Raw genomic sequence first — 24,532 nt, 5'->3', positions numbered from 1 at the left:
TATAGTTTTTAAATCCCCGGTATGTAACGCCTGAAAAGGTGAACCGGAAAACCTATGTCTCAATTTTTTCAAAAAGAAACACTTAAATGTATGAAAATTTATTTACAAAACCACTTTGACTGGTGTAAAATTCAGGGCCGACGCATTAGGAATTTGTTTTAGCGATTAATTGTAATGAAAGAAGAAATTTATGGTTCCACCCGGCCATTTTTCTTTTTGCTTTCAGGCTGGCCTTACTGGTTTTGTCGGCTTTTAGGATATTTAGGGCTATCTTTCTGACTACGGCAAGGTTTTGGGCGGTCTGTTTGTTCCGTGTGGTATTGTAATCTTCGCCAAATCCGACATCCAACTGCCAGTGCAATTGGTTCTCAATGCCCCAATGTGCGCGGATGGCTTGGTTAAAATAGGCAGCATCAGCACGGAGGCTGGAGATATAGTAGCGGTCTTGTATGGAGTGGCTGTCACCTATTATCCTTTCCGAGGTTATTTTGATGATGGTCTTTATTCCCTTCCAATTTTCCTTTTCGTCAACCCAGTTAAGTTCATGAATGACTTTGCAGTCTCTGATCTCCGCCCGCCCGTGGCCCTTATCCAGGTGCTGGCTGTAACTGTCTTCTTTAAAGTTGAACTGATTGATTACCTGTTCATAAAGTGTTTCCTGGTTCTGTTTCAAAGCAAGGATATAATCGCCCTGGCTTTCGACAATCTGTTCAGCAATCGCTTTCTGTGTACCCATTGCGTCGATGCTTACTACCGCCCCTTTGATGTTCAATAGCGATAACAATGCTGGGATCGCCGTAATCTCATTGCTCTTGTCATCCACTTTTTGTTGCCCCAGTACCAACTGGTTACGACCCGACCAGGCGCTTACCAAATGCAAGGCCCCCAACCCCTGGTGTTTGCAGGCGCTGTTACAGATGCTCTTTCCATCGATAGCGATCAACTCCTTTTCGCCAGACAGGCCCGACTCCTCAAGACCCCGGCTAAGTTCCGCTGTCCAGGCACGAAAACACTGTTCAAAAAGCGCCGAATCGATCAGCATAAAAACCCGGTTGATCGTGTCATGACTGGGTATGCCGTTTTCAAGAGGCAGCAACTGCTTTAAAAAATCTTCTTTCTCCTTCCCGAATTCTTCCATCTCGTACCAGCTTTCTGCACCACATAGAACGGCCAATACCGACAAAATGATAACTTCCAGTAAATTGTGTTTCTTATTATTACCTGTACGAGGATCAGGTATCCATCTAAAATGATTGTGAAGTGAAGTCGTCATATGCTTTTACAAAGAAAAAACGCTAACCCGACTCTAATCCTCCCGAAACCACAAAAGTTATACCTACGTTTCCAACACTTTGTTCATAACCATATCAACTTTTAACTATTCTTATGCGTCAGCCCTGGTGTAAAATTATGAGGATCACTTTTAGTCAAATTATAATCATGCTTGTGTTTACAGGCATTTCCTTTGCAAATACCAGCAAAGGGCAGGGCCTGCTTGATAAGCGGGTTGATTATAATATTCAAAATACAAGTCTTACCAACGCTATACAACAGTTGGAAAAAGTAACCAACCTGAAGTTTGTATACCGTAAAAACCTTGTAGAAAATGAATTTGGCCTTTCTATAGACGCCAAACAGGAAAAGCTGGGCGCCGTGCTTAGCAAGCTATTAACGCCAAGAGGCATTACGTTTGATATTATTGGCGATCAGATAGTTTTGGCAAAGGCTGTAACCGCCGCAAAACAACCCGATGCAGCGAATACCGATGAGCCCGAAAATGCATCACTGGCAGTTACCAAAACTATAACAGGTAAAGTAACTGACGATCATGACCAGCCTTTGCCCGGTGTTAGCGTAAGCATAAAGGGTACCACCATGGGTACCCAAACCGATGCTAACGGTAAATACACCTTGAATATTCCGGATAACGAAATCGAAAAAGCTATCCTTATATTTTCTTTTATAGGTTTTAACTCGCAGGAAATACCTGCCGGTGGTCGTAGTGTAATCAACGTGCGCCTGGTGGCATCGCAAAGTTCGCTTAATGAGGTTATTGTTATTGGTTACGGTAGCCAGCGTAAAGGCGACGTTACCAGTTCGGTAGCTACCGTTAAGGCCGAAAATTTTGTAAAAGGCCCGGTGTTAGATGCCGGCCAGTTATTACAGGGTAAGGTGGCCGGTCTTTCGGTATCTGCCCCAAGCGGCGATCCTACATCAGGCTCGGTAATCCTGTTAAGGGGTAACACCACATTATTGGGTGCCAACTCTGATCCTTTGGTATTGGTTGATGGCGTACCCGGAAGTTTAAAAACGGTTGTGCCAGAAGATATTGAAACCATTGATGTGCTGAAGGATGGATCGGCAGCGGCCATTTACGGTGTGCGCGGTACCAATGGCGTAATCATCGTTACCACCAAACGCGCCAGCAGCAATTTTACCAACGCGGTTGATTACAGCGGTTACGTAAGTACCCAAACCCTTGCCCGTGAACCTAAATTGTTTACCGCGGCCGACTACCGCGCCCAGATAGCGGCTGGTACCAGGGATAAATCATACGATTTAGGTAGCTCAACAGATTGGCTTAAAGCGATTTCAAACAACCTGCCGATAACTACCGTTCACACACTTACTTTAAGAGGTGGTAACAGCAAAACCAATTATTTGGCTTCGGTTAATTACCGCTCATTGAATGGGATTTTCCAGAAATCAGATAACCGTACCTTCTCTGGCCGGGTTGATATCAACCATTATATGTTTGATGATAAATTGAAAATCAACTTTGGTTTATTACAACAGGATAACGCCTTTACCCAAACGCAGGATGGTGGGAGTTTTAATGGCTACACCTATCGCCAGGCCATACTGCAAAACCCAACCGCGCCTATTAAAAATGCCGATGGTACTTATTTTGAGCAACCAAGCATTTTTAATTACCAAAACCCGGTATCGATGATTTATAACAGCGACGGCAAAACATCAAACACAACATCAAAATATAACTCAACCATTACCCTTACGCCATTTGATGGCCTTAAGCTATCGGCACTGGGTTCATACACGCGCTTTAACCAAACAGCAGGCTATTCAGAAAATAAGCAGAACATCTCTAATATCCGTGATCACTTGAATGGTTACCCAGGTGTTGGTTCAACACAATCTATAGACCGGTTGCTGGAGTTAACTGCCGAATACAAAAAAACAATGGGAGATCATAGCTTTTCAGTTTTGGGCGGCTATAGCTATCAGGATAATGATACGTTTTCGTTTTTTGAGCAAAACCATGATTTTCCAACCGATATATTCAGCTATAACAACATCGGCTTAGGCCGCGCCGCTGCCAATGGGTTGGGTGTTGAAAGCAGTTCAAGATCAGAAACTAATCTCATTAGCTTTTTTGGCCGTGCTACCTATAATTATAAAGATAGGTATCTGTTACTGGCCAGCGTACGCCGTGAAGCTGCCAGCCAGCTTTATGGAGCAAAAGAACCCTGGGGCACCTTCCCGGCTATACAGGTGGGCTGGCGGATCACCAAAGAATCGTTTATGAAGGGGCAGCATGTTTTTGATGATTTAAAGCTGCGTGCAGGCTATGGCGTTACCGGTAACCAGCCGGCACAAGGCTTTTTGGGTGTAGGTTTGTTGGGCTATGGTAACTACGTGTTATCAAACGGCCAATGGGTACAAACACTAGGGCCATCGCAAAATCCAAACCCAAACCTGCGTTGGGAAGAAAAACATGAAACCGACCTGGGCTTGGACTATAGCTTGCTTAAAGGGATGATTACCGGCTCGGTTGATCTTTATAACCGTAAAATAGAAGGTTTGTTATATGATTATGCGGTGCCAAGTCCGCCAAATCTATACCCATCTACCAGGGCAAATGTGGGTACCATGCAAAATAAAGGTATCGAGTTTTTATTGAACATAACCCCTATACGCAAAGCAGATTTTCAATGGACAACCAGCTTCAATTTTTCAACCAATTCCAACAAGCTCATCAGCTTATCAAACGAAACCTATCAAACAACTAGTAATTACTTTACAACAGGTGGCACCGGCGAGCCTATTCAAACCTTTACCAATATTGTTACCGTAGGTAAAAATATTGGCGATTTTTATGGCTTTAAAGTTACCGGTGTGTCGGCAGACGGACAATGGATCTATGAAGATCGGAACGGCAACTCAGTAGCTTATAAAGATTTTACCCACTCATTTGAAGATAAAAAGGTATTAGGTAATGGTTTGCCGAAATACTACGCCGGCTGGAACAACAGTATCCGTTATAAAGATTGGGATTTTGGTGTAACCATGCGCGGTGCTTTTGGCTACCAGATTCTTAATTTTCAGCGGATGTACTATGAAAACACCTCTGTACAATATTATAACCGCCTAAAATCTGCCAATGATAAGGTGTTTGGTACTGCGGTGCTTAATAAAACCATGCCGCTTGAGTTTAATAGCTATTATATTGAAAATGGCGATTTCTGGAAAATTGACAACATCAACCTGGGCTATACCTTCAACAGTTTAAAATCAAAGTATATCCACGCGCCACGCGTTTATGTATCTACGCTTAACACATTTGTAATAACCGGTTACAAAGGGATTGACCCTGAGGTGAGCCGCAGCGGATTGGATCCCGGTAATGATAACCGTGACAAGTATCCAACCACCAGGACATTTACATTGGGCTTAAGCGCAAACTTTTAATCATTAAAACCATGAAAAAGATACATTATATATTAAGCAGCGCAGTAGTTTTAACCGCTGTTGCTATTACATTTTCCTGCACCAAATTAAAAGATAAGGATTACTCCACTATTGTAGCCAGCAACTTTACGCCGGGTTCCGAAGATCTGGCCTCGTTACTTGGCGCAGGGTATACGTATTGGCGCCCGTTGGAGCTTGGGCGTAGTGCCAACTCTGTTTTCAGAACAAACGAAATCTCGGCCGATGAGCTGGTAATTCCCGAACGCCCTAATGGTTGGGTAGATGGTGGCATTTATCGCCGGGTTCATGAACATAAATGGACATCTGATGAGGATAACTGCTACCAGATATGGAACAACGCCTATGCTGGTATTACTACTTGCAACCGGGTTATTTACCAGATAGAGAATGGCCTTATCCCTATTACAACAGGTAAAGATGCCGCCCTGGCCGAATTGAAGGTTTTGCGTGCATCGTTTTATTACCCCCTTTGTGATTTTTTTGGCAGCGTGCCCATTATCACTAAGTTTGATTTACCTGCCGGGTATTTGCCAACACAGAGGCCGGCTGGAGGTTTATAATTTTATCGTATCAGAAATTACTACCAATTTGCCGCTGTTAAGCAAGGCCAATGATCAAACAACCTATGGTAAGTTTAACCAATGGGCTGCGCATGCATTGTTAGCTAAAGTTTACCTTAATGCAGGTGTTTATACAGGTACTGCCGCATGGGATAAATGTATCACCGAGTGCGACGCCATTATTAACTCGGGCGTTGGTTTTGGTTTGGAAGCTAGCCAGAGCTCGGTTTTCGCTACCGAAAATCAAAATTCAAAGGAGATCATTTTCGCTATTCCTTTTGACGAAAAGTTTACTGCCGATGGTGCCAACGCTTTTGCTTTACACATGGAAAGCCTTGAGCCAGAGAACCAGGCCACCTATAACTTTCAATACTCGCCCTGGGGTGGTATTTGCGCAATACCGCAATTTATCAACACGTTTGATTCCGACGATAGCAGGCTAAAAAACAACTGGATACAGGGGCAGCAATACACCCTGGCCGGTGTGCCTATCAATGGCTCATTGGGGGCTTATACCGGTAAACCGCTCAACTACATTAATGTAGTGCCCGGTGTTGATTCAACCGAAGAGGTACACGGTTTCAGGCTTGGTAAATTTGAGTACAAGCAAGGTGCTTTGTTAGGCCTAAGTAATGATTTTCCGCTGTTTAGGTATGCCGATGTATTGATGATGAAGGCCGAGAGTATGTTACGATCTGGCGATGCCAATGGCGCGGCCCTGTTAGTTACCCAGGTTAGGCAGCGTAACTTTACGGCCAACCCTGCAAAAGCTACCGTTACCGGTGTCGATTTGCAAAAAGGCAGTACCTATGATTACGGGCTGAGAAACCACCTTAATACCACGCACGAGGGTGGAGCCGATATTCAATACGGCAGGTTTTTAGATGAACTGGCTTGGGAGTTTAATACCGAAGGCCGCCGCAGGCAGGATTTGATCCGCTTTGGGGTTTATACCCAAAAATCATGGCTGTCGCACTCGCCAAACGGCAATTACCGCACTTTGCTGCCGTTACCAAGGCAAGAAGTTGTTAAAAATACCAACCTTAAACAAAATACCGGTTATTAATAAATTGAATGCACAGGGCCTAAAATGCCCTGTGCTGTTTTAATATTGAAAAGATGAAGAGAATATTAATTGTTTTATCGTTTTACTGTGGTGTGGCTTATGCGCAAAACAAGGATTATCCTATAAAACCGGTATCGTTTACCAATGTAAAGCTCGACGACCATTTTTGGTCGCCACGCATTGAAACTAACCGTACCGTTACCATACCGGCATCATTTGCCCGTTGCGAAAACACCGGCCGGGTAAAAAACTTTGAAATGGCCGCCGCCAGGAGTGGTAGCTTTTGCACCAAGTTCCCTTTTGATGATACCGATATTTATAAAACTATTGAGGGCGCATCCTATTCCATGGCCGTTTATCCCGATGCCAGGCTAAACGCTTATGTCGATTCGCTGATCACCATTGTGGGTAAAGCCCAGGAACCAGATGGTTATTTATATACCGCCCGCACCATTGATCCCTTGCATCCGCACCCATGGTCGGGGCCGGAGCGTTGGGTTAAAGAGAACGAGCTTAGCCATGAGCTATACAATTCGGGCCATATGTTTGAGGCTGCTGCGGCGCATTACCTGGCCACCAATAAGCGTAATTTTTTAGATATAGCTTTGCGCAATGCTGATTTGTTGGTTAAAACCTTTGGGCCGGGTAAAAGACATGTTGCGCCCGGGCACGAAATTGTAGAAATGGGCCTGGTACGCCTGTACCGTATTACCGGGAAAACGGAATACCTAAACCTGGCTAAGTTTTTCATTGACGAACGCGGCCACCGTGCCTATGATAAAACCAGTGCCGACGAATGGAAAAACGGGATGTACTGGCAGGATAACCTGCCGGTTGTTGACCAGAACGATGCCGAAGGTCATGCTGTACGCGCCATGTACCTATACTCGGGCATGGCCGATGTAGCCGCCTTAACTGGCGATAAGGAGTACCTTACCGCTATTGATAAGATATGGAACAACATGGTGAGCAAGAAAATTTATGTTCAGGGCGGAATTGGGGCCGTACCGGGAGGTGAGCGTTTTGGGGCTGATTATGAACTGCCCAACACCACGGCTTACAACGAAACCTGTGCAGCCATTGGCGATGTATACTGGAACCAGCGCATGTTTTTGCTGCATGGCGAGGCTAAATATATTGATGTACTTGAAAAAGTGTTATACAACGGCCTCATTTCGGGTGTTGGGCTTGATGGGCAATCGTTTTTTTACACCAATGCCATGCAGGTAACCAATGGTTTTACGCACCCGGCTTTAGAGGCCGCCCGTTCGGGCTGGTTTGAATGTTCATGCTGCCCAACCAATATGGCGCGCTTCCTGCCATCGTTATCAGGCTATATTTATGCCCAAAAAGATAACAACGTTTTTGTAAACCTGTTTATAGCAGGCACGGCGTCGCTTGAAGTTGGAGGCAAAAAAGTAAACATAGTACAACGTAACAATTACCCCTGGAATGGTGCGCTTGCATTTGTTGTCTCGCCACAGGCACCCGCTACTTTTACCATGCGTGTAAGGCTACCGGGTTGGGCAAGGGCCCAGGCTATTCCATCAAATCTGTATTCGTTTCAAAACAAAGCCGCCGCTCACATCAGCATAAAATTAAACGGCCAGCCAATAAGCTATAAAATTGAAAATGGTTATGCAATAATAAACAGGCAATGGAAAAAAGGTGATAACATTCAAATGGATTTGCCCATGCAGGTAAAAAAAGTAATTGCCAATACAGCATTAGCAGATGATAAAGGCAAAACAGCTTTACAGCGTGGCCCAATTATGTATTGTGCCGAGTGGGCAGATAATAAAGCTGGTGTAAGCACCATCGAGATTCCGGCGAATGCTACTTTTAAACCTGTAACCGAAGCCGGCCTGTTAAACGGCGTAACGGTTTTAAAAGGAGAGGTGTTGAGTAAAGGCGTTAATGGCGCGGCCGCTAAAAAGGTTGAGCTTACCGCTATCCCTTATTACTCATGGGCCAATAGGGGTAAAGGCGAAATGACGGTTTGGTTCCCCGAAGTAAACAGCAGTAAATAATGCAGAACGGGAAGATCTCTGGTAAAAAACTAAAATGGTTCAGGGCGGTTGCTTTCGGCCTTCCCCTTGTTATTTTAGTTTTTGCCGAGCTTTTTTTACGCCTGTTTAATTACGGGCATAATACCAGCTTGTTTATCCGCTACCCCGATAGTCCCGATTATTGGGTGATCAATAAATACGCATCCGAGCGGTATTTTACCGATACGGCTAATGCAACAAAAGGCAGTATCGAGCCCTTCAAAGTAATAAAAGCTAAAAACACCTTCCGGATTTTTGTTTTGGGCGAATCAACCACCGCCGGTTATCCTTACCTGCATAATGGTTCATTTCACCGCTGGTTGCAATACCGGCTTATGCATACTTACCCTGGGCTACAGTTTGAAGTTATTAATGTTTCGCTAACGGCTGTGAACTCTTATACCGTGCTTGATTTTGGCAAGCAGGTGGTGCAATACCAGCCCGACGCGGTGTTGGTATACACAGGACACAACGAGTATTACGGGGCTTTAGGAATAGGGTCAACCAGCCATATAGCCAATAACCGCTTGCTGGTAAAAACAGTGCTTGCGTTAAAAACACTACGTTTAGTACAGCTGATTAATAACACGATGCGTAGTTTTAAGCCGGCATCCGCGGATGTTGATCAGCGTAATAACCTGATGGAACGTATGGCCAGCCAACAGGAAATAGGCTATCAATCTAACGCGTACAAAGCCGGTATTGATCAGTTTAAAAACAATATGGATGAGCTGTGCAATTTTATGCAGCAGCAAAAGGTGCCCGTTTTTTTAAGCACGCTGGTTAGCAATCAAAAAGATTTGAAACCATTTATTAGCGAACCTAGTAAATTGGCAGTTTCTGCCGATAACCAGTTCGCACAGGCAACGGCATCTTATCTTGCTGGAAATTATGCAGCCGCCAAACAACATTATATTAAGGCCAAAGAGCTTGATTTGTTGCGTTTTAGGGCGCCCGAGGCCATGAACCAGACTATCATCGGCCTTGCCGAAAAATACAATAATGTTCATTTGGTTAACGCGCTTGAGGTTTTTGAACAATATTCGCCTCACGGCATTTTAGGAAGCGAAACTTTGCTGGAGCATGTGCACCCTAATTTATACGGATATGCCTTGCTTTCTGAAGCTTTTTACCAGTCGATCAAAGAATCGCGCCTGATAAAAGCACATGCAGAAAAGGAAATGGGCCTTGCCGAACTAATTAACAAAATGCCGGTAACCAAAGTTGATTCGCTTTACGGTGCATATACCATAATGATGCTGCAAGCAGGCTGGCCGTTCAATAAACCTATACCTGCCGGGTTTAAACGCGGCAACAGTATTGATGAGCAACTTGCAGGGGCATTATCGGTAAACCGCATAAGCTGGCTGGATGCCATGAGCCAGCTTTTTAAATACAGCATGCAGGTAAATGATAAAAAAACAGCCCTCAAGGTGGTAGAGGCAATAATGCTCGAAAAGCCTAAAAAAACCATCTACCTTATTTATGCCGGTCGTTTAAGTTTTGAATTAGGCGATACTGCCAATTCGGTTTATTATTTTAAAAAGGCCTATGAACTGGAGCCATCATTCACCAATATTCAAAATATTTACCTGGTATATTTAAAAAGTGATATGCCTGCCAATGCCATACCCTATATTGATATGGCTTTACAGCAAAACCCGGCATACGCGGGGCTTAGCAATATGCGGGCTATGGTTTTAGATATCATCAGGCTAAAAAAGGCAACATCGCAAACCCCGGATAAGGCGGCCTACGACAGAATAGCAGCAAACTACCATGCTATAGGTGCCGATGAAGCCGCGTTAAAATATAACTAATGGAACAAAAAGTTCTAAATAGAAAATTTGGACTAATAACAGGTATAGCTTGCCTCTTTATCTCCATATATCGAGAGCTGGTGCACCATCGTTTTTCATTGGTGCTTGCTGCTGTAGGGGTGTTGCTTGTGCTTGTTGCTTTGATAGTGCCAACAATATTAAAGCCATTAAGAGTATGTTGGACTAAATTGGGTGATGCTTTGGGGTTGATTAATACAACAATTATTTTGTTAGTGGTGTTTTATTTAGTGATATGCCCCATCGGACTTATTATGCGGTTGCTTGGCAAACAAGCGCTGGAGTTAAAACTAAAACCCAATGGTTCTTATTGGAGGCCCACAAAGCCGGCTCCAAACAGCTCCCTGGAGCAGCAATTTTAAATAGATGATATGGAAATTATAGGCGAGTTTTTGATGTTTCTATGGTCGGGAAAAAGGCTTTGGCTTTGGCCTTTGTTTATTTTTTTATTTATCCTGAGTCTCTTTTTGTTTTTAGCCCAGGGATCGGCGTTGGCTCCTTTCATCTACAGTTTATTTTAAGCCGGGTATGTACACGCTTGGCATCTCGGCATATTTTCATGACAGCGCAGCCTGCCTTTTAAAAGATGATTATATTGTAGCTGCCGTACAGGAAGAACGTTTTACCCGCAAAAAAAACGATGAAAGCTTCCCGCTAAATTCCATTTTGTATTGCCTCAGCGAAGCTAAAATCACACTTAACCAGGTAGCTTATATTGTTTTTTACGAAAAGCCATTCCTCAAATTTGAAAGATTGTTAGATACTTACCTAACCTTTGCCCCGGTAGGTTTCGTTTCCTTTGTGAAAGCCATGCCTGTATGGTTAAAGGATAAACTGTTTTTAAAGAAAAGCCTGATCAAACAATTTAAAAGCATCGATGGTAACTGGAATCCTAAAACAAATAAACTGCTATTTACCACGCACCACCAGTCGCACGCGGCCTCGGCCTTTTATCCATCACCATTTAACAAAGCCATAGTACTAACAGCAGATGGCGTAGGAGAATGGACAACCACCTCGGTAGCAATTGGCATTGGTAACCGGATTGAACCGATAAAGGAAATCAATTTTCCGCATTCCATAGGTTTGCTTTATTCGGCATTTACGTATTACCTCGGTTTCAAAGTAAATTGCGATGAGTATAAAGTAATGGGCCTGGCACCCTACGGCGAACCACTGTATACCGACCTGATTTTCAGGTATCTGGTAGATTTGAAAGATGATGGTTCCTTTCGCCTCTGCATGCAATACTTTAACTATTGCTCTGGCCTTACCATGACATCGTCCCGGTTTAACCAACTGTTTGGCCAACCGCCAAGGCAAGCCGGAGCAGAGATCAGCCAGTTTTATATGGACATGGCCAGCTCCATCCAGGCCGCTACCGAAAAGATCATGCTCATGCTAACATCTGCTTTGCACCGGGAATACCAAATTGATGATTTGTGCATGGCCGGCGGCGTGGCACTAAACTGCGTGGTGAACGGAAAAATATTAAAACAATCTGGTTTTAAACGAATCTGGATTCAGCCCGCTGCGGGAGATGCCGGCGGGGCATTGGGAGCCGCCTACGCGGTTTATTATGGATATTCGGCAGATGCCCGAAAGGATACCGGGAGAGGTGATAAAATGCAGAATGCCCTATTGGGGCCGTCTTTTTCTAACGATGAAATCAGGGAATTTTTGATAGAAAATGGTTTCAGCTTTGAAGAGCTATCGACAGAAAAACTGAACGAAAAAGTAGCAGCTTGTTTGGCCGATGGAAAAGTAGTAGGTTACTTTAGGGGGCGTATGGAATTTGGTCCGCGTGCCCTGGGAGCCCGTAGTATCCTGGCCGATCCGAGAAATGCAGCCATGCAAAGCGTTTTAAACCAGAAGATTAAATTCCGGGAATCTTTTCGCCCTTTTGCCCCTGCGGTGTTAGAAGAGCACGCCGCAAAATATTTTGAGTGGCCGGGTTCGAGTCCATATATGTTGTTTGTAACTACTGTTAAACAACGGTTTTGGCTTTCAAGCAACGGAGAAGAACATACACTTAAGGGTTTTGATAAAATAAAAATCCATCGATCAGTTATTCCCGCTGTAACCCATATTGATTATACCTCTCGCTTGCAAACCGTTAATTCACATGGAAATACAGGGTTTTACAACCTGCTACAGGCTTTTTACAAGTTAACAGGTTGCCCGTGCCTCATTAATACCTCCTTCAACCGTATGGACGAGCCGATAGTAAATACCCCCAGGCAAGCTATTGCCTGTTTTATGCAAACAGGTATGGACATTTTAGTGCTGGAAGATTTTTTGTTGAGAAAATAAGCGATACAGTTTAGAGGAAATGATTGCAGGCCGTTTGTGTGTGCAAACTCCTTCAATAACCTTTAAAATTTCTAAACATATTCTAATGAAGGTATATTTTCCAAATGTCTGGTTACTAAAATCTTTTTTTTATTAAATTGATAAAGCAAAATTATCATGAAATAAAGCCCGCAAAGATGGACCGGGGTTAACCAATCAGAACTGGGTAAAAATTCTTTTGCGGATACGGCTGAGTGATTGCGGTTTTACCCCAACAAATGAGGCAATATGGTACTGGGATATTCTTTGTTGCAAATCTGCATGGTTTTTTAAAAACCGCTCGTAACGTAGTTCAGGTGTTTCGGCATATAATGAGCTGATATCCTGAAGTAATTTTACAAACACCGCTTCAATGGCAACCCTGCCAAAACGTTCTCCGCCGCGAACGTTTGCATAAAATAGTTGCAGGTCAGCATGCGAAATAACAAAAACGATACTGTCTTCTAAAGCCTGAATGTTTTTTGAAGATGGAACCTGCGGAAGAAAACTTTCGTAGTTGCATACAAATTCTTTCTCCTGTGAAAAGTCGTATATTTTTTCCTCCCCATCCTTATTAATGTAGAACCGCATCAATCCCTTTGCCACAAATCCTACTTGCTTACAAATCCGTCCTTCTTCCAGGAAATAGTCGCCCTTTTTATAAATCTTTTCCTTAAACAAAGCTTTCACGGTATCAATTTCTACAGGGCTTAGCGCAATCACTTTTTGTATGCTGGTCAATAAGCTGGTTATCATATCAAAATTTGAATTGGATCAAAACCAAAAATACACAACATGCGAATACGTTGTGTATTAAATCCTAAAAGGAGGGTGAGGGCAAGCAGTAAAATCTGGGTTAGCTTGCAGACCTCAATATTAAAGTTTCTACATTAATGATTTTGTTTCTATCGAAACCTGCTGTATCACTGGCATATTCGGGGCTTTTCATATAACGTTCGGTCATTCCGTTCACGTCAGCATTGTCCGGAAAAGAAACAAGGGCAACCACCTGCTTGGCTATACCGGGTGTATTGCCTATCCAAACGCCTTTAACCTCGAAGCCAAATTTAGGAAGGTTTAACCTGTGCTTTGACCAATGTTCCTTAAAATAGTGTTCTGCTATTTCTCTGTTAGCAAGGGTATAAATTAATTGTTCCATGGCGTCGGTTTTTTATTTTGAAGGTTCTGTTAGTTGAGGTTTAGCTGTCAATAACAGTATGCCAACCACCGAACAAATGATGGTAGCTACAATATGCGGTAGAGCCTGCTGCACACTGGTATAACTTTTTTCGAGTACAGTAACCATGTCGGAAACCGGGATAATAGTTGCCACTACAAGCATCACGCCAAGGGAGCGGCGTTCCTTCATCAGCACCAAGGCACAAAGTAATATCCCGGAAAATATATCCCTGATACCCTTGATGTGATGAAAAGAATAATCCCCGCTGGCGTTAAAACGAATACCGAACGCGGCTGTTGCTACTTCGGGAGAGAAAAAAAAGCGGGCTCCAAGGAAAATCATTCCTAAGCCCAGTAAAAATGCGATTGCATAAGAGATTTTTGTTGTCATGATATTTTGTTTTTAAATGTTGATACAAAACTATCCTTGTAGCAACCGGCATTCATGCACCTGGGTTAACAAATCATTTTTTCGGGATTTTTTTTTCTGATACTGCTTCAGGATTGCAGCTTTACTCGCTTTAACTGATCATATCAGGCAGTTTATCAAAATATACGGTGTTTAAAACATAATATTTTTAGTCTTCCGGCAAACAGTCTTAATTTTAGTTTTATAAGGTTAGATAATTTTACAGGTAACTAAATTTTAGTTTTACGCATCATTTTAAAGTACAGCAAAGGCACCACAATTAGCGTGAGAAAGGTGGAGGTAATGGTGCCGCCCATGAGCGATATTGCCAACCCCTGGAATATCGGATCAAATAAAATGATAACTGCACCTAAAGCTACGGCACCGGCGGTTAATAAAATAGGCGTTGTACGCACCGCTCCGGCTTCAATGATGGCTTGCTTCAATGGGATACCTTCGTCTAGCCTGATATTGATAAAGTCGATCAGTAAGATAGAATTACGCACCATTACCCCGGCAAGTGCGATAAACCCGATCATGGAGGTGGCTGTAAAATAGGCGTGCAGCATCCAGTGGCCCAATACAATCCCAATCAATGATAACGGTATGGCGGCAAGCATTACCAGTGGCACCGTAAAATTTTGGAACCAACCCACAATGAGGATGTAGATCATGATGATTACGACGGCGAAGGCGATGCCCAGGTCGCGGAATACCTCAAAAGTAATTTGCCATTCTCCATCCCATTTCAAGCTGTAATTGTCTTCCAGTTCTGGCTGGTGGGTATATTCCTCTTTTAGTGAGAATCCTTTAGGAACCTTAATTGTGCTTAAATGATCCGAAACATCAGCGATCGCATACGAAGGGCTTTCCAGGTTACCAGCCATGTCGCCCAGCACATACACTACTTCTTTCTGATTTTTACGGTAGATGCTTTTCGGCTTAATTTGCCGGGTTACGGTAACCAGGTCTTTTACTGGCACTGCATTCCCTTGCATCCCAATCACTTTGAGATTCAGTACATCATCTATACTGCTTTTATCAGCGTCGCTCAGTTGCAACTTTATCGCCGTTTGATTATAAGCGGCAGGCTGCGCAATATTACCCACCAGCATACCTGATAACGCTGAGTTAACTGTGGCTGCTATTTGCGCGGTAGCGATACCATAACGCATCGCTTTTTCCTTGTTCACTTCAATATGGTATTCGGGCTGGTCATCTTCCACCATCCAATCCACGTCCACCACATTAGAAGTTTTGTTCATCAGCTCTTTTACCTGGCGGGCAACTTTAATCTGCTCGTTGTAGTTAGGGCCATAAATTTCGGCCACTAAGGTTGATAAAACCGGAGGCCCGGGCGGCACTTCCACAACCTTAACATTGGCATTATATTTTGCCGCAATTGCTTGTATTGGGCCGCGCATTTCTTTGGCTATACCATGGCTTTCCATGCTCCGGTCTTTTTTATCTACCAGGTTAACCTGTATATCCGCCATATTGTTGCCCCTTCTCAAGTCGTAATGTCTAACCAAACCGTTAAAACTAATAGGCGCTGATGTACCGATATAGGTTTCGTAATTCCTGACAAGTGATTGCCCGGACACATACGAGCCAATGTCTTTTGCTACCGCTTGTGTTTTTTCAAGCGTGGTTCCTTCGGGCATATCGATCACCACCTGGAACTCATTTTTGTTGTCAAAAGGCAGCATTTTTACAGCCACTGCTTTGGTATAAAACATGGATAAAGAAGCGAATAGTATCGCTACAATGCTGAGAATAAACGTCCAGCGTTTCCAGCGGGTTTCCAGTAAAGGCTGGATAGATGAGTGGTATATTTTATAAATGCGGGTTGCTTCCAGCAATTTTGGTTGAGTTTCTTCGTGAGCGGTACAATGGTTTTCTTTTTCACGCAGGAAGATATAGCCCAGGTACGGCGTTAGCGTTAGCGCAACTACCAGCGATAAAATCATGGCGATGGAGGCACCAATTGGCATCGGGCTCATATAAGGCCCCATCATGCCGGATACAAAGGCCATTGGCAATACCGCCGCAATTACCGTAAACGTGGCCAGTATAGTTGGATTGCCCACTTCATTGATGGCATAGATAGCGGCTTGTAAGGGCGGTAGTTTTTTCATCTTAAAATGCCGGTGCATATTCTCGGCAATAATGATGGAATCATCCACAACGATACCAGTAATAAACACTAGCGCGAAAAGTGTGATACGGTTAAGCGTGTAATGCATAAAGTAATAAGCAAACAGTGTAAGGGCGAAGGTGACCGGCACAGATAAAAACACCACCAGCCCGCCACGCCAGCCCATGGCTAACATCACAAATACTGTTACCACCACGATGGCGATAAACAGGTGAAGCAGCAGCTCACCAACCTTGTCCGAAGCGCTTTCGCCGTAATTGCGGGTAACGGTTAAGTGAACGTCGTTAGGCAAAAGGCTTCCTTTAAGATGTTCCACTTTACCCAAAATCTGCTCAGACAATTTCATCGCGTCCGCGCCTTTCTTCTTAGCCACAGAAAGTGTAATGGCCGGATAGTTGGATTTGAAATTACGAGCGTTAACCGCATTTGCTTTTCCATAACCAAATAGCACGTATTGGTTGGGCATTTCTGCGCCCTCCACTACTTTCGCAATTTGTTTAAGGTATACCGGCTGCTGCTGATTGATGCCTACCACCAGATTACCTACATCATCCGAAGATGTAAGAAAGTTTCCCGTTTCCACGGAAAATGCGGTGTCTTTTTGAAGCAGCGTACCGCCTGCCAATTGCATATTACTGCCCTAAATCTGTTTGCTGAGTGATAAAAAATCCACATGGCTTTCGGCCATTTTATTTTTATCAAGCAATACTTTTACCTCCCGGTTACGGCCGCCAATTATGTTAACATCCGATACATCGTTGATCTTTTTAATTTCGTTAGCCAGTTCCTGGCCCATTTGTTTCAGTTGGTAATCGTTGTATTTATCGCTCCAAAGGGTTAAGCCCAATACAGGCACATCATCAATGGCCCTGGTTTTGATTAATGGTAATGTAACACCCTGAGGCATTTTATCCATGTTTTTCATTAGCTCGCTATACAGCTTTACAAGCGAACGCTCCACATCTTCACCCACGTTAAACTGTACAATTACCATCGCCTGCCCCTGCATAGAGGTGGAGTATACGTATTCAACACCTTTGATATTAGAGATCATTTTCTCGATTGGTGCCGAAACCTTGGTCTCCACATCTTTAGGTGAAGCACCCGGATAACCGATAAAAATGTCGGCCATGGGCATCTGTATCTGAGGTTCTTCCTCCCGGGGAATCAAAAACGTACTGTACCCGCCTATGAGCAAAAAGGCGATCATTAACAGTATCGTTAATTTCGACTGTATAAAAGCCTTGGCTATATTTCCTGCAAATCCTTCTTTCATGTCCTTATTTTAATTTAACCGGCACACCGTTGTACAACCTACCTTCGGCAGTCACAATAAATTGTTCGTTCGCAGCCAAACCGCTTAACACTTCTACCTGACTGCCCTGGGTTTTACCCAGCCTTACCCAGCGCAGCAAAGCTGTGTGGTTACTGCCTATAGTATACAAACCGGTTAACTCATCTTTATATTCAATTGCTGATACCGGAACCATAACCTGATCAGCGGATTTAGTTTTTATTGCTTGCGTTACCGTAATGGCAACATTTGCATACATGCCAGCAAACAGGCCCTGCTTTTCATTGTCGGGGATGTGTATTTTGATCTGGTATTGCCCGCCGCTTTGTGCTGAAGATGGATCGATCTGGACTATTTTACCATTGATGGTTTTATGTATCGCATCAATAGTTATGGTTACGGGCAAACCTTCGTTTATTAAACTGATCTCGCTTTCGGGCACTAATGCGCTTACCTGGTAGCTTCCGCTTTGTTCAATGGTTAATAGTGGCATACCGGGGTTAGCCATACTGCCGGCATCCATCATCTTCTGGGTAATTGTTCCGGCAAAAGGAGCCGTAAGGTTAGTATAGCCGAGCATAGCGTTTACCTCATTGCGCTGTTGTTTGGCGGCCTCAAGGCCTGATTTGGCAGCCTGGTATTGCAGCGTAACATTATCCAGTTCTTTGGCCGAGGCACTCTGCTGTTTATATAATGCGGTAAAACGGTCATAGTCCTTTTGCGCGTTTTTAAAAGCGGCATCCGCCTGTGCTATCATTGCTTCGGCTTGGGCGCGTTTTGCCAGCATATCATCATTACTAATAGTTGCCAGTAACTGCCCTTTACTAACCCGGTCGCCAACATTAACATTAACTTTTGTGATATAGTCCATTACCCTGGTGCTGATGTTGGCAGTTTGATTGGCTTCTACCCGTCCGCTTACTGCTAACCCTTGTTTGGAAACAGCGGCTGGCTGGCTTACCGTAACCCATATGGCGGTATCGGCACCGGTTTGCATTTCTTTTTTATTGGATGAACAGGAACTGATGATCAATAAACCGATAACGATAAATATTGGTAAAGCCCTGTTAGATAGAATAGCTAATCTCATTTCTGATCGTTTAATTTGGTGGTAGTTGCGGTTAATAATTGGATATAGGCACGGGTTAGGTTGGTGCTGAACTGCGCCTGCACAAGTGCGAACTTTAATTGCGATAACTGGGTTCCTGCTGCTAATACATCTGTGGTATTAACCAGCCCTTGCTGATAGCGGTTTTGCAGGATACGTAATGCTTCGGCTGCCTGATCAATAGCCAGCTGGTCTTTACCCATTTCAAAAGTCGCATCAGACAGGTCGCGGTAAGCTTTTTCCAGTTCCATCTGGCTCTCATCTTTTTGTTGAGCTAACTCAATAATCAGCTTATCTCTTTCCAGTTTCTGTGTAGTTATCGTATGCTTTGTATTATTCCCATTAAACAAATTCCATGATAACTTAACGCCAACCAGGTAAGCATTGGCACCCAAACCGGTTAAGCGGCTGTCATTGTATTGGTAATTGCCAAAAGCGTTTAATTTGGGCAGGTAGCTCATTTGGCTTGATTTGATCATCAGGCCCGATGCTTCAATAGCCTTTTGCATGGCTATAAAGTCCGACCGGTTAGCAAATATCTTTAACGTAGTATCAGCATTTATTGAGGCCGTTTCACGGATCGTGTAAATGATCCCCGCAGGTTGGCCCATTAACAAATTCAGATTATCTGATGCGTTACGGATGCCGCTTTGCGCTTTGGCAAGGCTGCTTTCAACCGAGGTAACGTATACCTGTGCATTCAACAAGTCTGATCTCTGTATCAGGCCCTGCTTGAAATGATCGTCGGTAAACTTATATACATACTTTGCGGTTTGGTTGGCCTCGGTTACAACCTTCAATGCATCGTAAGCCATCTGCAATCCCAGGTACGCTTTCGTGGTTTCAAAAATTATGTACTCCTGGGTACGCTGTGTTTTATACCGGTAAACTTCGGTCTGTTTTTCAGCGCTCTTACGCATATATAACATATCCATGTTAAGTAAGGGCTGCTTAACTTCAAGCTGCGCCATATAGTCGGGCGTTGCACCCGGATGATTTAATAGGGCAGGATTAAAATCATTTTGGGTGATGATGCCCTGTTGCAGTTTAAACCCAAAAGCGTTGAGTGGGTTGTTGGTGCTCATTGCGGTATAAGACAGATCTGCCTGTGGCAGAAAAATTGCTTCGGTTTGCTGGTAGTTGGCTACAGTAATGTTTCCATCAATTTTGGCCAGTTTTACGGTTTTATTATTGGCTAAAGCCGTTGCTATCGCTTCGCTTAGGTTTAAGCTTTTTGTATTTTCCTGTGCATGTGCTGCCGAAAGTGCACCAATGCTTGCAATCACCGCCAATACAACTAGTTTTAAAACATGCTTAGTATTGTCCATTTAACTTTTTATTTGAAACAAAATTAGCTTCAATTGAAAAGTTAAATGGTAACATTTGTTACGTACGCTTTACGTAATGCCGGACGGTGGTATCAAATCAACAAAAGTTTTCAAATAATTTAGCAAGCCGTTTTGGTAAAAAATCTGAGAGGTTAATTTTGACTTTCTAACAAGGCGTAACGGAGTATTTTTAAGAAAATTTTCTATAGGAATTTCACAAAAAGCTAAACTATAGATTTAAAATTTTGCTTCATTATTCCTACACTTTGCTTTTTTGTAAAAGTAGCACATTGCGTTATCAAAACCCTTTCAAAAAAACAGTGTTGAGAGCACTTACTATAGATTAATTGCTATATTGTTGCCGTAAATTCTTATCATAAAAGACCCCCATCGGTAAAACCTATCAATTTGTTTATAAATAAAGTAGTGCATGAAAATTAAAACGACCGCGTGTTTGTTGGTCGTGCTCTTTTTGTTGGCAGGGTGTTTTGATCGTGATTCGGTTAACCATGTTCATAAAATATATATCAAAAAAATTAACGGCAAATATATTTTATACCGGTATGGCAAACCCTTTATTATTAAAGGCGCCGCAGGAAGCACTAACCTTGATGTGCTTAGCGCTTGCGGTGGAAACACTATCAGGATATGGGATACAGTGGGTATTGATACGGTATTGCAACAAGCCAATAAAAACCATTTGGCGGTAGTGATAGGTTTACCCATGCCCGATAGTAAATTTATGGCTTATTATAACAACCCAGCCAATGTTGCCGCGCAATTTGCGGCATTTAAAAAGTTAGTTGATAAATATAAAAGCAATCCTGCCGTATTGATGTGGTGCGTAGGCAACGAGTTGGTATTTCCATCCGGCAGGTCGTATAATGGTTTTTATAACGCCTTCAATAATATTGTAACAATGATTCATCAAACCGATCCTGATCATCCTATCACCACAACCATCATTAATTTTCAGAAAAAAAATATATTCAACATCAAGTTACGGACGGATATCGACATTATCTCGTTCAATATGTTTGGCCGTTTGAATTACCTGCGCGATGACCTGCGCAATTTTTCGTGGTTTTGGAAAGGACCTACATGATTACCGAATGGGGCATTGACGGCCCTTGGGAGGGCACACGGCAAACCGCCTGGAGCGCCTACATTGAACCTACCAGCACAAAGAAAGCAGAGCAATACACCGCAAAGTACAAAGCGCAAATGCCGGTTGATGATCCGCGGTTTTTGGGCTCTTTTATTTTTTACTGGGGCCAAAAGCAAGAAACGACACAAACCTGGTTTAGCCTTTTTGATGAAAATGGTTTTAAAACCGGTGCAGTTGCATCGGCACAGTATCTCTGGACAGGTAACTGGCCCGCTAATGAAGCTCCCCAAATTAAATATATGCTGGTGGATGCTAAAGGCGCGAACGATAATATATTGTATGAACCAAACCAAAAAGCTAATGCCGAGGTTTTTATGTTGAAGCCAGGCCACAATATTATCAAAATACAATGGCAGATATTCCAGGAAGACTGGTATAAAAAAGACAATATCAACAATACGAATAAGCCCATAGAAATAGCGGGGCTTATAACACAAAAGAATGAATTAAAAGCCACTTTTATAACCCCGGCAAAAGCAGGCCCTTACCGGATATTTGCAAACCTGTATGATAATTACGGCAACATGGCTACTTGTAATACTCCCTTTTATGTAGTGGCTAACAATCAATGAAAAGAGTTGAACCTGTAAAGCCGCCTTCAAAAAGGGAGTTGTTTACTTTACGGCTCATGATTGTATTGGGCTTAGCCGCTATGTTTTTCTTTTTGAGGGGCCTGCTCAATCCCAATATTGTTGGTTTTACCCCTTTATACTGGATGTTGCTGGTTTCTATTTTTTTTATATGCCTTAAAGTTTTACACGAGTGGATACATTATTTTTGTATTACTCTGCCCGAAACTCCGCCGCAGCAAAAATTATATACGGTTGATGTTTTTACCACATTTTGCGCTGGCGAACCTTATGACATGATTGTTGAAACGTTAACCGCTATGCAGGCTATTACATACCCGCATACCACCTATTTGTGTGATGAGGCTAACGATCCATATTTAAAAGAACTCTGCGAAAAGCTTCACATTAATCATGTCACCCGTATCCAAAAAATAGATGCCAAAGCCGGTAACATCAACAATGCCCTAAAATACGCATCGGGTGAGATTTGCGTTATTTTGGATCCCGACCATGTGCCTTTCCCCGATTTTTTAGACCGCATCATCCCGCATTTTAATAACACGGAAATTGGCTTTGTACAAATTGTGCAGGCCTACCGAAATCACAACCAAGGGCTCATAGCTAAGGGTGCGGCGCAGCAAACCTTCCAGTTTTACGGCCCCATAATGATGACCATGAACAAGTATGGTACCGTGCTTGCCATAGGCGCTAATTGCACATTCCGCCGCACGGCGCTCGATTCAATAGGCGGACATGCGGCGGGCCTGGCCGAAGATATGCACACCGCAATGCAATTGCATGCAAAGGGTTGGAAATCCGTCTACGTTCCGGCCGTGCTAGCCCGGGGACTGGTACCCGCCACTTTATCGGCATACTACGCGCAACAACTAAAATGGTCACGTGGGGTGTTTGAGCTTTTTGTAACCGCTTACCCAAAACTATTTAAAAAGTTTACCTGGCAACAAAAACTGCATTACGGGGTAATCCCGCTGCATTACCTTTCTGGCGTTATATTTTTATTGAATTTTTTAATTCCAGTTATATCGCTAACCTTTGATATTGACCCTTTAACCCTCGACCTGAGCCGGTTTGCAATAATCGGTTTGCCCCTCGCTATAGCTGTTATCCTGATCAGGCATTTTGTGCAATGGTGGGTGATGGAAGACGATGAGCGTGGCTTTCACATTGTTGGCGGCTTATTAATGATAGGCACATGGTGGATATTTATGATCGGGTTATTTTACACCATCCTACGAAAAAAAGTCCCTTACAATCCAACACCAAAAGATGGTAATGAAGAAGATAGCTGGCGGTTAAACATCCCTAACATCGCCGTAATCGGCGTATCTATAGCTGCTATTATATACGGCTTGTATAATGACTGGAGCCCTTATACATTAATAATGGCCGGTTTTGCTATGATGAACTGTTTTATCGTGCTGTTTTCCATCATAGCAAGCAGACAGTTCCGTTTCAGGAAACTAAAGGAGCGCAATGATCTGTTATATCGTACCATGAGCTACGTAACTTCCTTTAAAAAGCAGTTTTGGAAATTAAGGAGGCGTATTTATGCTGGTGTACGAAGCACTGCTTTACTCATCACCGTATTTACCCTGTGTGTTATATTCTATTTCGTTAGATCTGGATTTGCGGTACAAGTAGGCAACACACAAAATATCTATACCAAAAACATCTTCCTTACAGGGATATTTGACCCCCAGGGTACAGATGGCTTAACGTCGGTTAAAATGGTTAAACAATATGAGCGCAAAGCCGGCCGGCCTTTTAATATCGTCTCATTTTATTTGTCGTGGGGAGATGAGCCGCGTTGCGAGATACCCCTTAGATTACTCGATTCGGTATACCGTATTGGTGCTATCCCGATGCTCACCTGGGAGCCTTGGCAAAGTCTTTTCGCTCAAACAAAAAATTTTAAAGATAGTACTGAAAAAAAAGTATTTGTCCGAATAAACAGCGGCAGGTACGACGGTTATCTAAGCCGCTTTGCAAGTCAGGTCAAAGCGCTTCGCCGCCCTGTTTATATACGTTTTGCGCATGAGGCAGATAATCCATTTTACCCCTGGTCGGAGAGGGGGGGTAACACGCCGCGCCAATTTGTAAGCGCATGGCGCTATGTACATGATTATTTTAAGCGGCACGGGGCAAACAATGTGATCTGGGTTTGGAACCCCTGGAAAGCCAAGGCTGTTAGCACTTACTTTCCGGGCACCGATTATGTAGACTGGATAGGCGTTGATGTTTTAAATTATGGCCCTCAAAATAACGATGGTAAATGGTACTCAATGGCGCAGTTGTATTATCCATTTCATAACAACCCAGTATTTAAAAGCGGGTTGCCTGTTATGCTTGCCGAAATGGGGTCGCTCAGCTCTGCCGGCAGGCAAAGCGAATGGTTAAACGGCGCATTTACCTCTATACCAGCTAACTTTCCTGAAATTAAGGCCGTAGTATTGTTTAATACTGCTGTCGACAAAAACATCGTCGGCAGTAATTCAGCCAAACCTTATAACTGGCAGGTGAGCGATTGGAACAGCCTTTCTATTAAGCTTAGCCATCTGGTGGGCAAAGATCAAACCGCGCAGTATCCGGGCATGAGTACATTGATAGTTGATCAAATATTGCCGAAACCCATACGTTTAACCGATAAAACAACATTCAATCTCTGTAGGGGCGTTAATTACACAAAAGGGTAAGATTGGAGTAAAAACTACCATGCCTTTA

Annotated in this window: 17 protein-coding genes and 1 pseudogene; 11 read left to right on the top strand and 7 right to left on the bottom strand. The window is 43.3% G+C overall.

Annotated features, from left to right (window positions below; all coding sequences use genetic code 11):
* Nucleotides 1–145: 145 nt before the first annotated feature.
* Nucleotides 146–1,273, bottom strand: coding sequence for an ISAs1 family transposase (locus tag BDD43_RS29420; RefSeq protein ID WP_121196770.1), 1,128 nt, complete (start codon nucleotides 1,271–1,273; stop codon nucleotides 146–148).
* A gap of 167 nt (nucleotides 1,274–1,440) precedes the next feature.
* Between BDD43_RS29420 and BDD43_RS29415 the strand changes: the two genes are divergently transcribed.
* From BDD43_RS29415 to BDD43_RS29390, 8 genes are read left to right on the top strand one after another with little or no spacing between them, the layout of a single operon-like run.
* Nucleotides 1,441–4,710, top strand: coding sequence for a SusC/RagA family TonB-linked outer membrane protein (locus tag BDD43_RS29415; protein ID WP_121202165.1), 3,270 nt, complete (start codon nucleotides 1,441–1,443; stop codon nucleotides 4,708–4,710).
* An 11-nt stretch (nucleotides 4,711–4,721) separates the two neighbouring features.
* Nucleotides 4,722–5,291: a RagB/SusD family nutrient uptake outer membrane protein gene (locus BDD43_RS30725; RefSeq protein ID WP_246001830.1), complete on the top strand. Its 570-nt coding sequence runs from the start codon at nucleotides 4,722–4,724 to the stop codon at nucleotides 5,289–5,291.
* A complete protein-coding gene (locus tag BDD43_RS29410) occupies nucleotides 5,239–6,357 on the top strand; it encodes a RagB/SusD family nutrient uptake outer membrane protein (protein WP_246001827.1) in 1,119 nt (372 codons plus the stop codon). Before BDD43_RS30725 ends, BDD43_RS29410 begins: the two co-directional genes overlap by 53 nt.
* 53 nt (nucleotides 6,358–6,410) lie before the next feature.
* Nucleotides 6,411–8,387 carry a glycoside hydrolase family 127 protein gene (locus tag BDD43_RS29405; RefSeq protein ID WP_121201781.1) on the top strand — a complete coding sequence of 659 codons (1,977 nt, stop codon included), beginning with the start codon at nucleotides 6,411–6,413 and terminating at the stop codon, nucleotides 8,385–8,387.
* Nucleotides 8,387–10,225 (top strand): GDSL-type esterase/lipase family protein, encoded by a 1,839-nt coding sequence (locus BDD43_RS29400; protein ID WP_121201780.1) that lies wholly within the window; start codon nucleotides 8,387–8,389, stop codon nucleotides 10,223–10,225. The genes BDD43_RS29405 and BDD43_RS29400 overlap by 1 nt, the downstream gene beginning before the upstream one ends.
* Nucleotides 10,225–10,605 (top strand): SxtJ family membrane protein, encoded by a 381-nt coding sequence (locus tag BDD43_RS29395; RefSeq protein ID WP_121201779.1) that lies wholly within the window; start codon nucleotides 10,225–10,227, stop codon nucleotides 10,603–10,605. Before BDD43_RS29400 ends, BDD43_RS29395 begins: the two co-directional genes overlap by 1 nt.
* Nucleotides 10,606–10,614: 9 nt before the next feature.
* Nucleotides 10,615–10,764: a DUF5989 family protein gene (locus BDD43_RS30720; RefSeq protein WP_262707441.1), complete on the top strand. Its 150-nt coding sequence runs from the start codon at nucleotides 10,615–10,617 to the stop codon at nucleotides 10,762–10,764.
* 7 nt (nucleotides 10,765–10,771) lie between these two features.
* A complete protein-coding gene (locus tag BDD43_RS29390; protein ID WP_121201778.1) occupies nucleotides 10,772–12,556 on the top strand; it encodes a carbamoyltransferase family protein in 1,785 nt (594 codons plus the stop codon).
* Between the two features lie 195 nt (nucleotides 12,557–12,751).
* On the opposite strand, the gene BDD43_RS29385 is transcribed toward BDD43_RS29390, so the two are convergent.
* The 6 genes and pseudogenes from BDD43_RS29385 to BDD43_RS29360 form a co-directional block, all read right to left on the bottom strand.
* Nucleotides 12,752–13,330, bottom strand: coding sequence for a Crp/Fnr family transcriptional regulator (locus BDD43_RS29385; protein ID WP_121201777.1), 579 nt, complete (start codon nucleotides 13,328–13,330; stop codon nucleotides 12,752–12,754).
* Nucleotides 13,331–13,430: 100 nt separating this feature from the next.
* Nucleotides 13,431–13,733 (bottom strand): NIPSNAP family protein, encoded by a 303-nt coding sequence (locus BDD43_RS29380; protein ID WP_121201776.1) that lies wholly within the window; start codon nucleotides 13,731–13,733, stop codon nucleotides 13,431–13,433.
* A 12-nt stretch (nucleotides 13,734–13,745) separates the two neighbouring features.
* On the bottom strand, nucleotides 13,746–14,144 hold the full coding sequence (locus BDD43_RS29375) for a DUF4267 domain-containing protein (protein WP_121201775.1): 399 nt from the start codon (nucleotides 14,142–14,144) through the stop codon (nucleotides 13,746–13,748).
* 248 nt (nucleotides 14,145–14,392) lie between these two features.
* Nucleotides 14,393–17,596, bottom strand: a pseudogene (locus BDD43_RS29370) (efflux RND transporter permease subunit).
* A 4-nt stretch (nucleotides 17,597–17,600) separates the two neighbouring features.
* Nucleotides 17,601–18,704 carry an efflux RND transporter periplasmic adaptor subunit gene (locus tag BDD43_RS29365; protein WP_121201774.1) on the bottom strand — a complete coding sequence of 368 codons (1,104 nt, stop codon included), beginning with the start codon at nucleotides 18,702–18,704 and terminating at the stop codon, nucleotides 17,601–17,603.
* Entirely contained in the window at nucleotides 18,701–20,050 is a 1,350-nt protein-coding gene (locus BDD43_RS29360) for a TolC family protein (RefSeq protein ID WP_121201773.1), read from the bottom strand. The genes BDD43_RS29365 and BDD43_RS29360 overlap by 4 nt, the downstream gene beginning before the upstream one ends.
* Before the next feature lie 430 nt (nucleotides 20,051–20,480).
* Between BDD43_RS29360 and BDD43_RS29355 the strand changes: the two genes are divergently transcribed.
* From BDD43_RS29355 to BDD43_RS29345, 3 genes are read left to right on the top strand one after another with little or no spacing between them, the layout of a single operon-like run.
* Nucleotides 20,481–21,155: a glycoside hydrolase family 2 TIM barrel-domain containing protein gene (locus tag BDD43_RS29355; RefSeq protein ID WP_121201772.1), complete on the top strand. Its 675-nt coding sequence runs from the start codon at nucleotides 20,481–20,483 to the stop codon at nucleotides 21,153–21,155.
* On the top strand, nucleotides 21,152–21,790 hold the full coding sequence (locus tag BDD43_RS29350; RefSeq protein WP_121201771.1) for a hypothetical protein: 639 nt from the start codon (nucleotides 21,152–21,154) through the stop codon (nucleotides 21,788–21,790). The genes BDD43_RS29355 and BDD43_RS29350 overlap by 4 nt, the downstream gene beginning before the upstream one ends.
* The gene (locus BDD43_RS29345; RefSeq protein WP_121201770.1) at nucleotides 21,787–24,504 is read left to right on the top strand and encodes a glycosyltransferase family 2 protein; all 2,718 of its coding nucleotides are present in this window, start codon (nucleotides 21,787–21,789) and stop codon (nucleotides 24,502–24,504) included. Before BDD43_RS29350 ends, BDD43_RS29345 begins: the two co-directional genes overlap by 4 nt.
* Nucleotides 24,505–24,532: the final 28 nt, after the last annotated feature.

It is taken from the genome of Mucilaginibacter gracilis (assembly GCF_003633615.1).
GTDB lineage: Bacteria > Bacteroidota > Bacteroidia > Sphingobacteriales > Sphingobacteriaceae > Mucilaginibacter > Mucilaginibacter gracilis.
The sequence above is the reverse complement of the archived record's forward strand: the minus strand, read 5'-3'. Positions and strand labels throughout refer to the sequence as shown.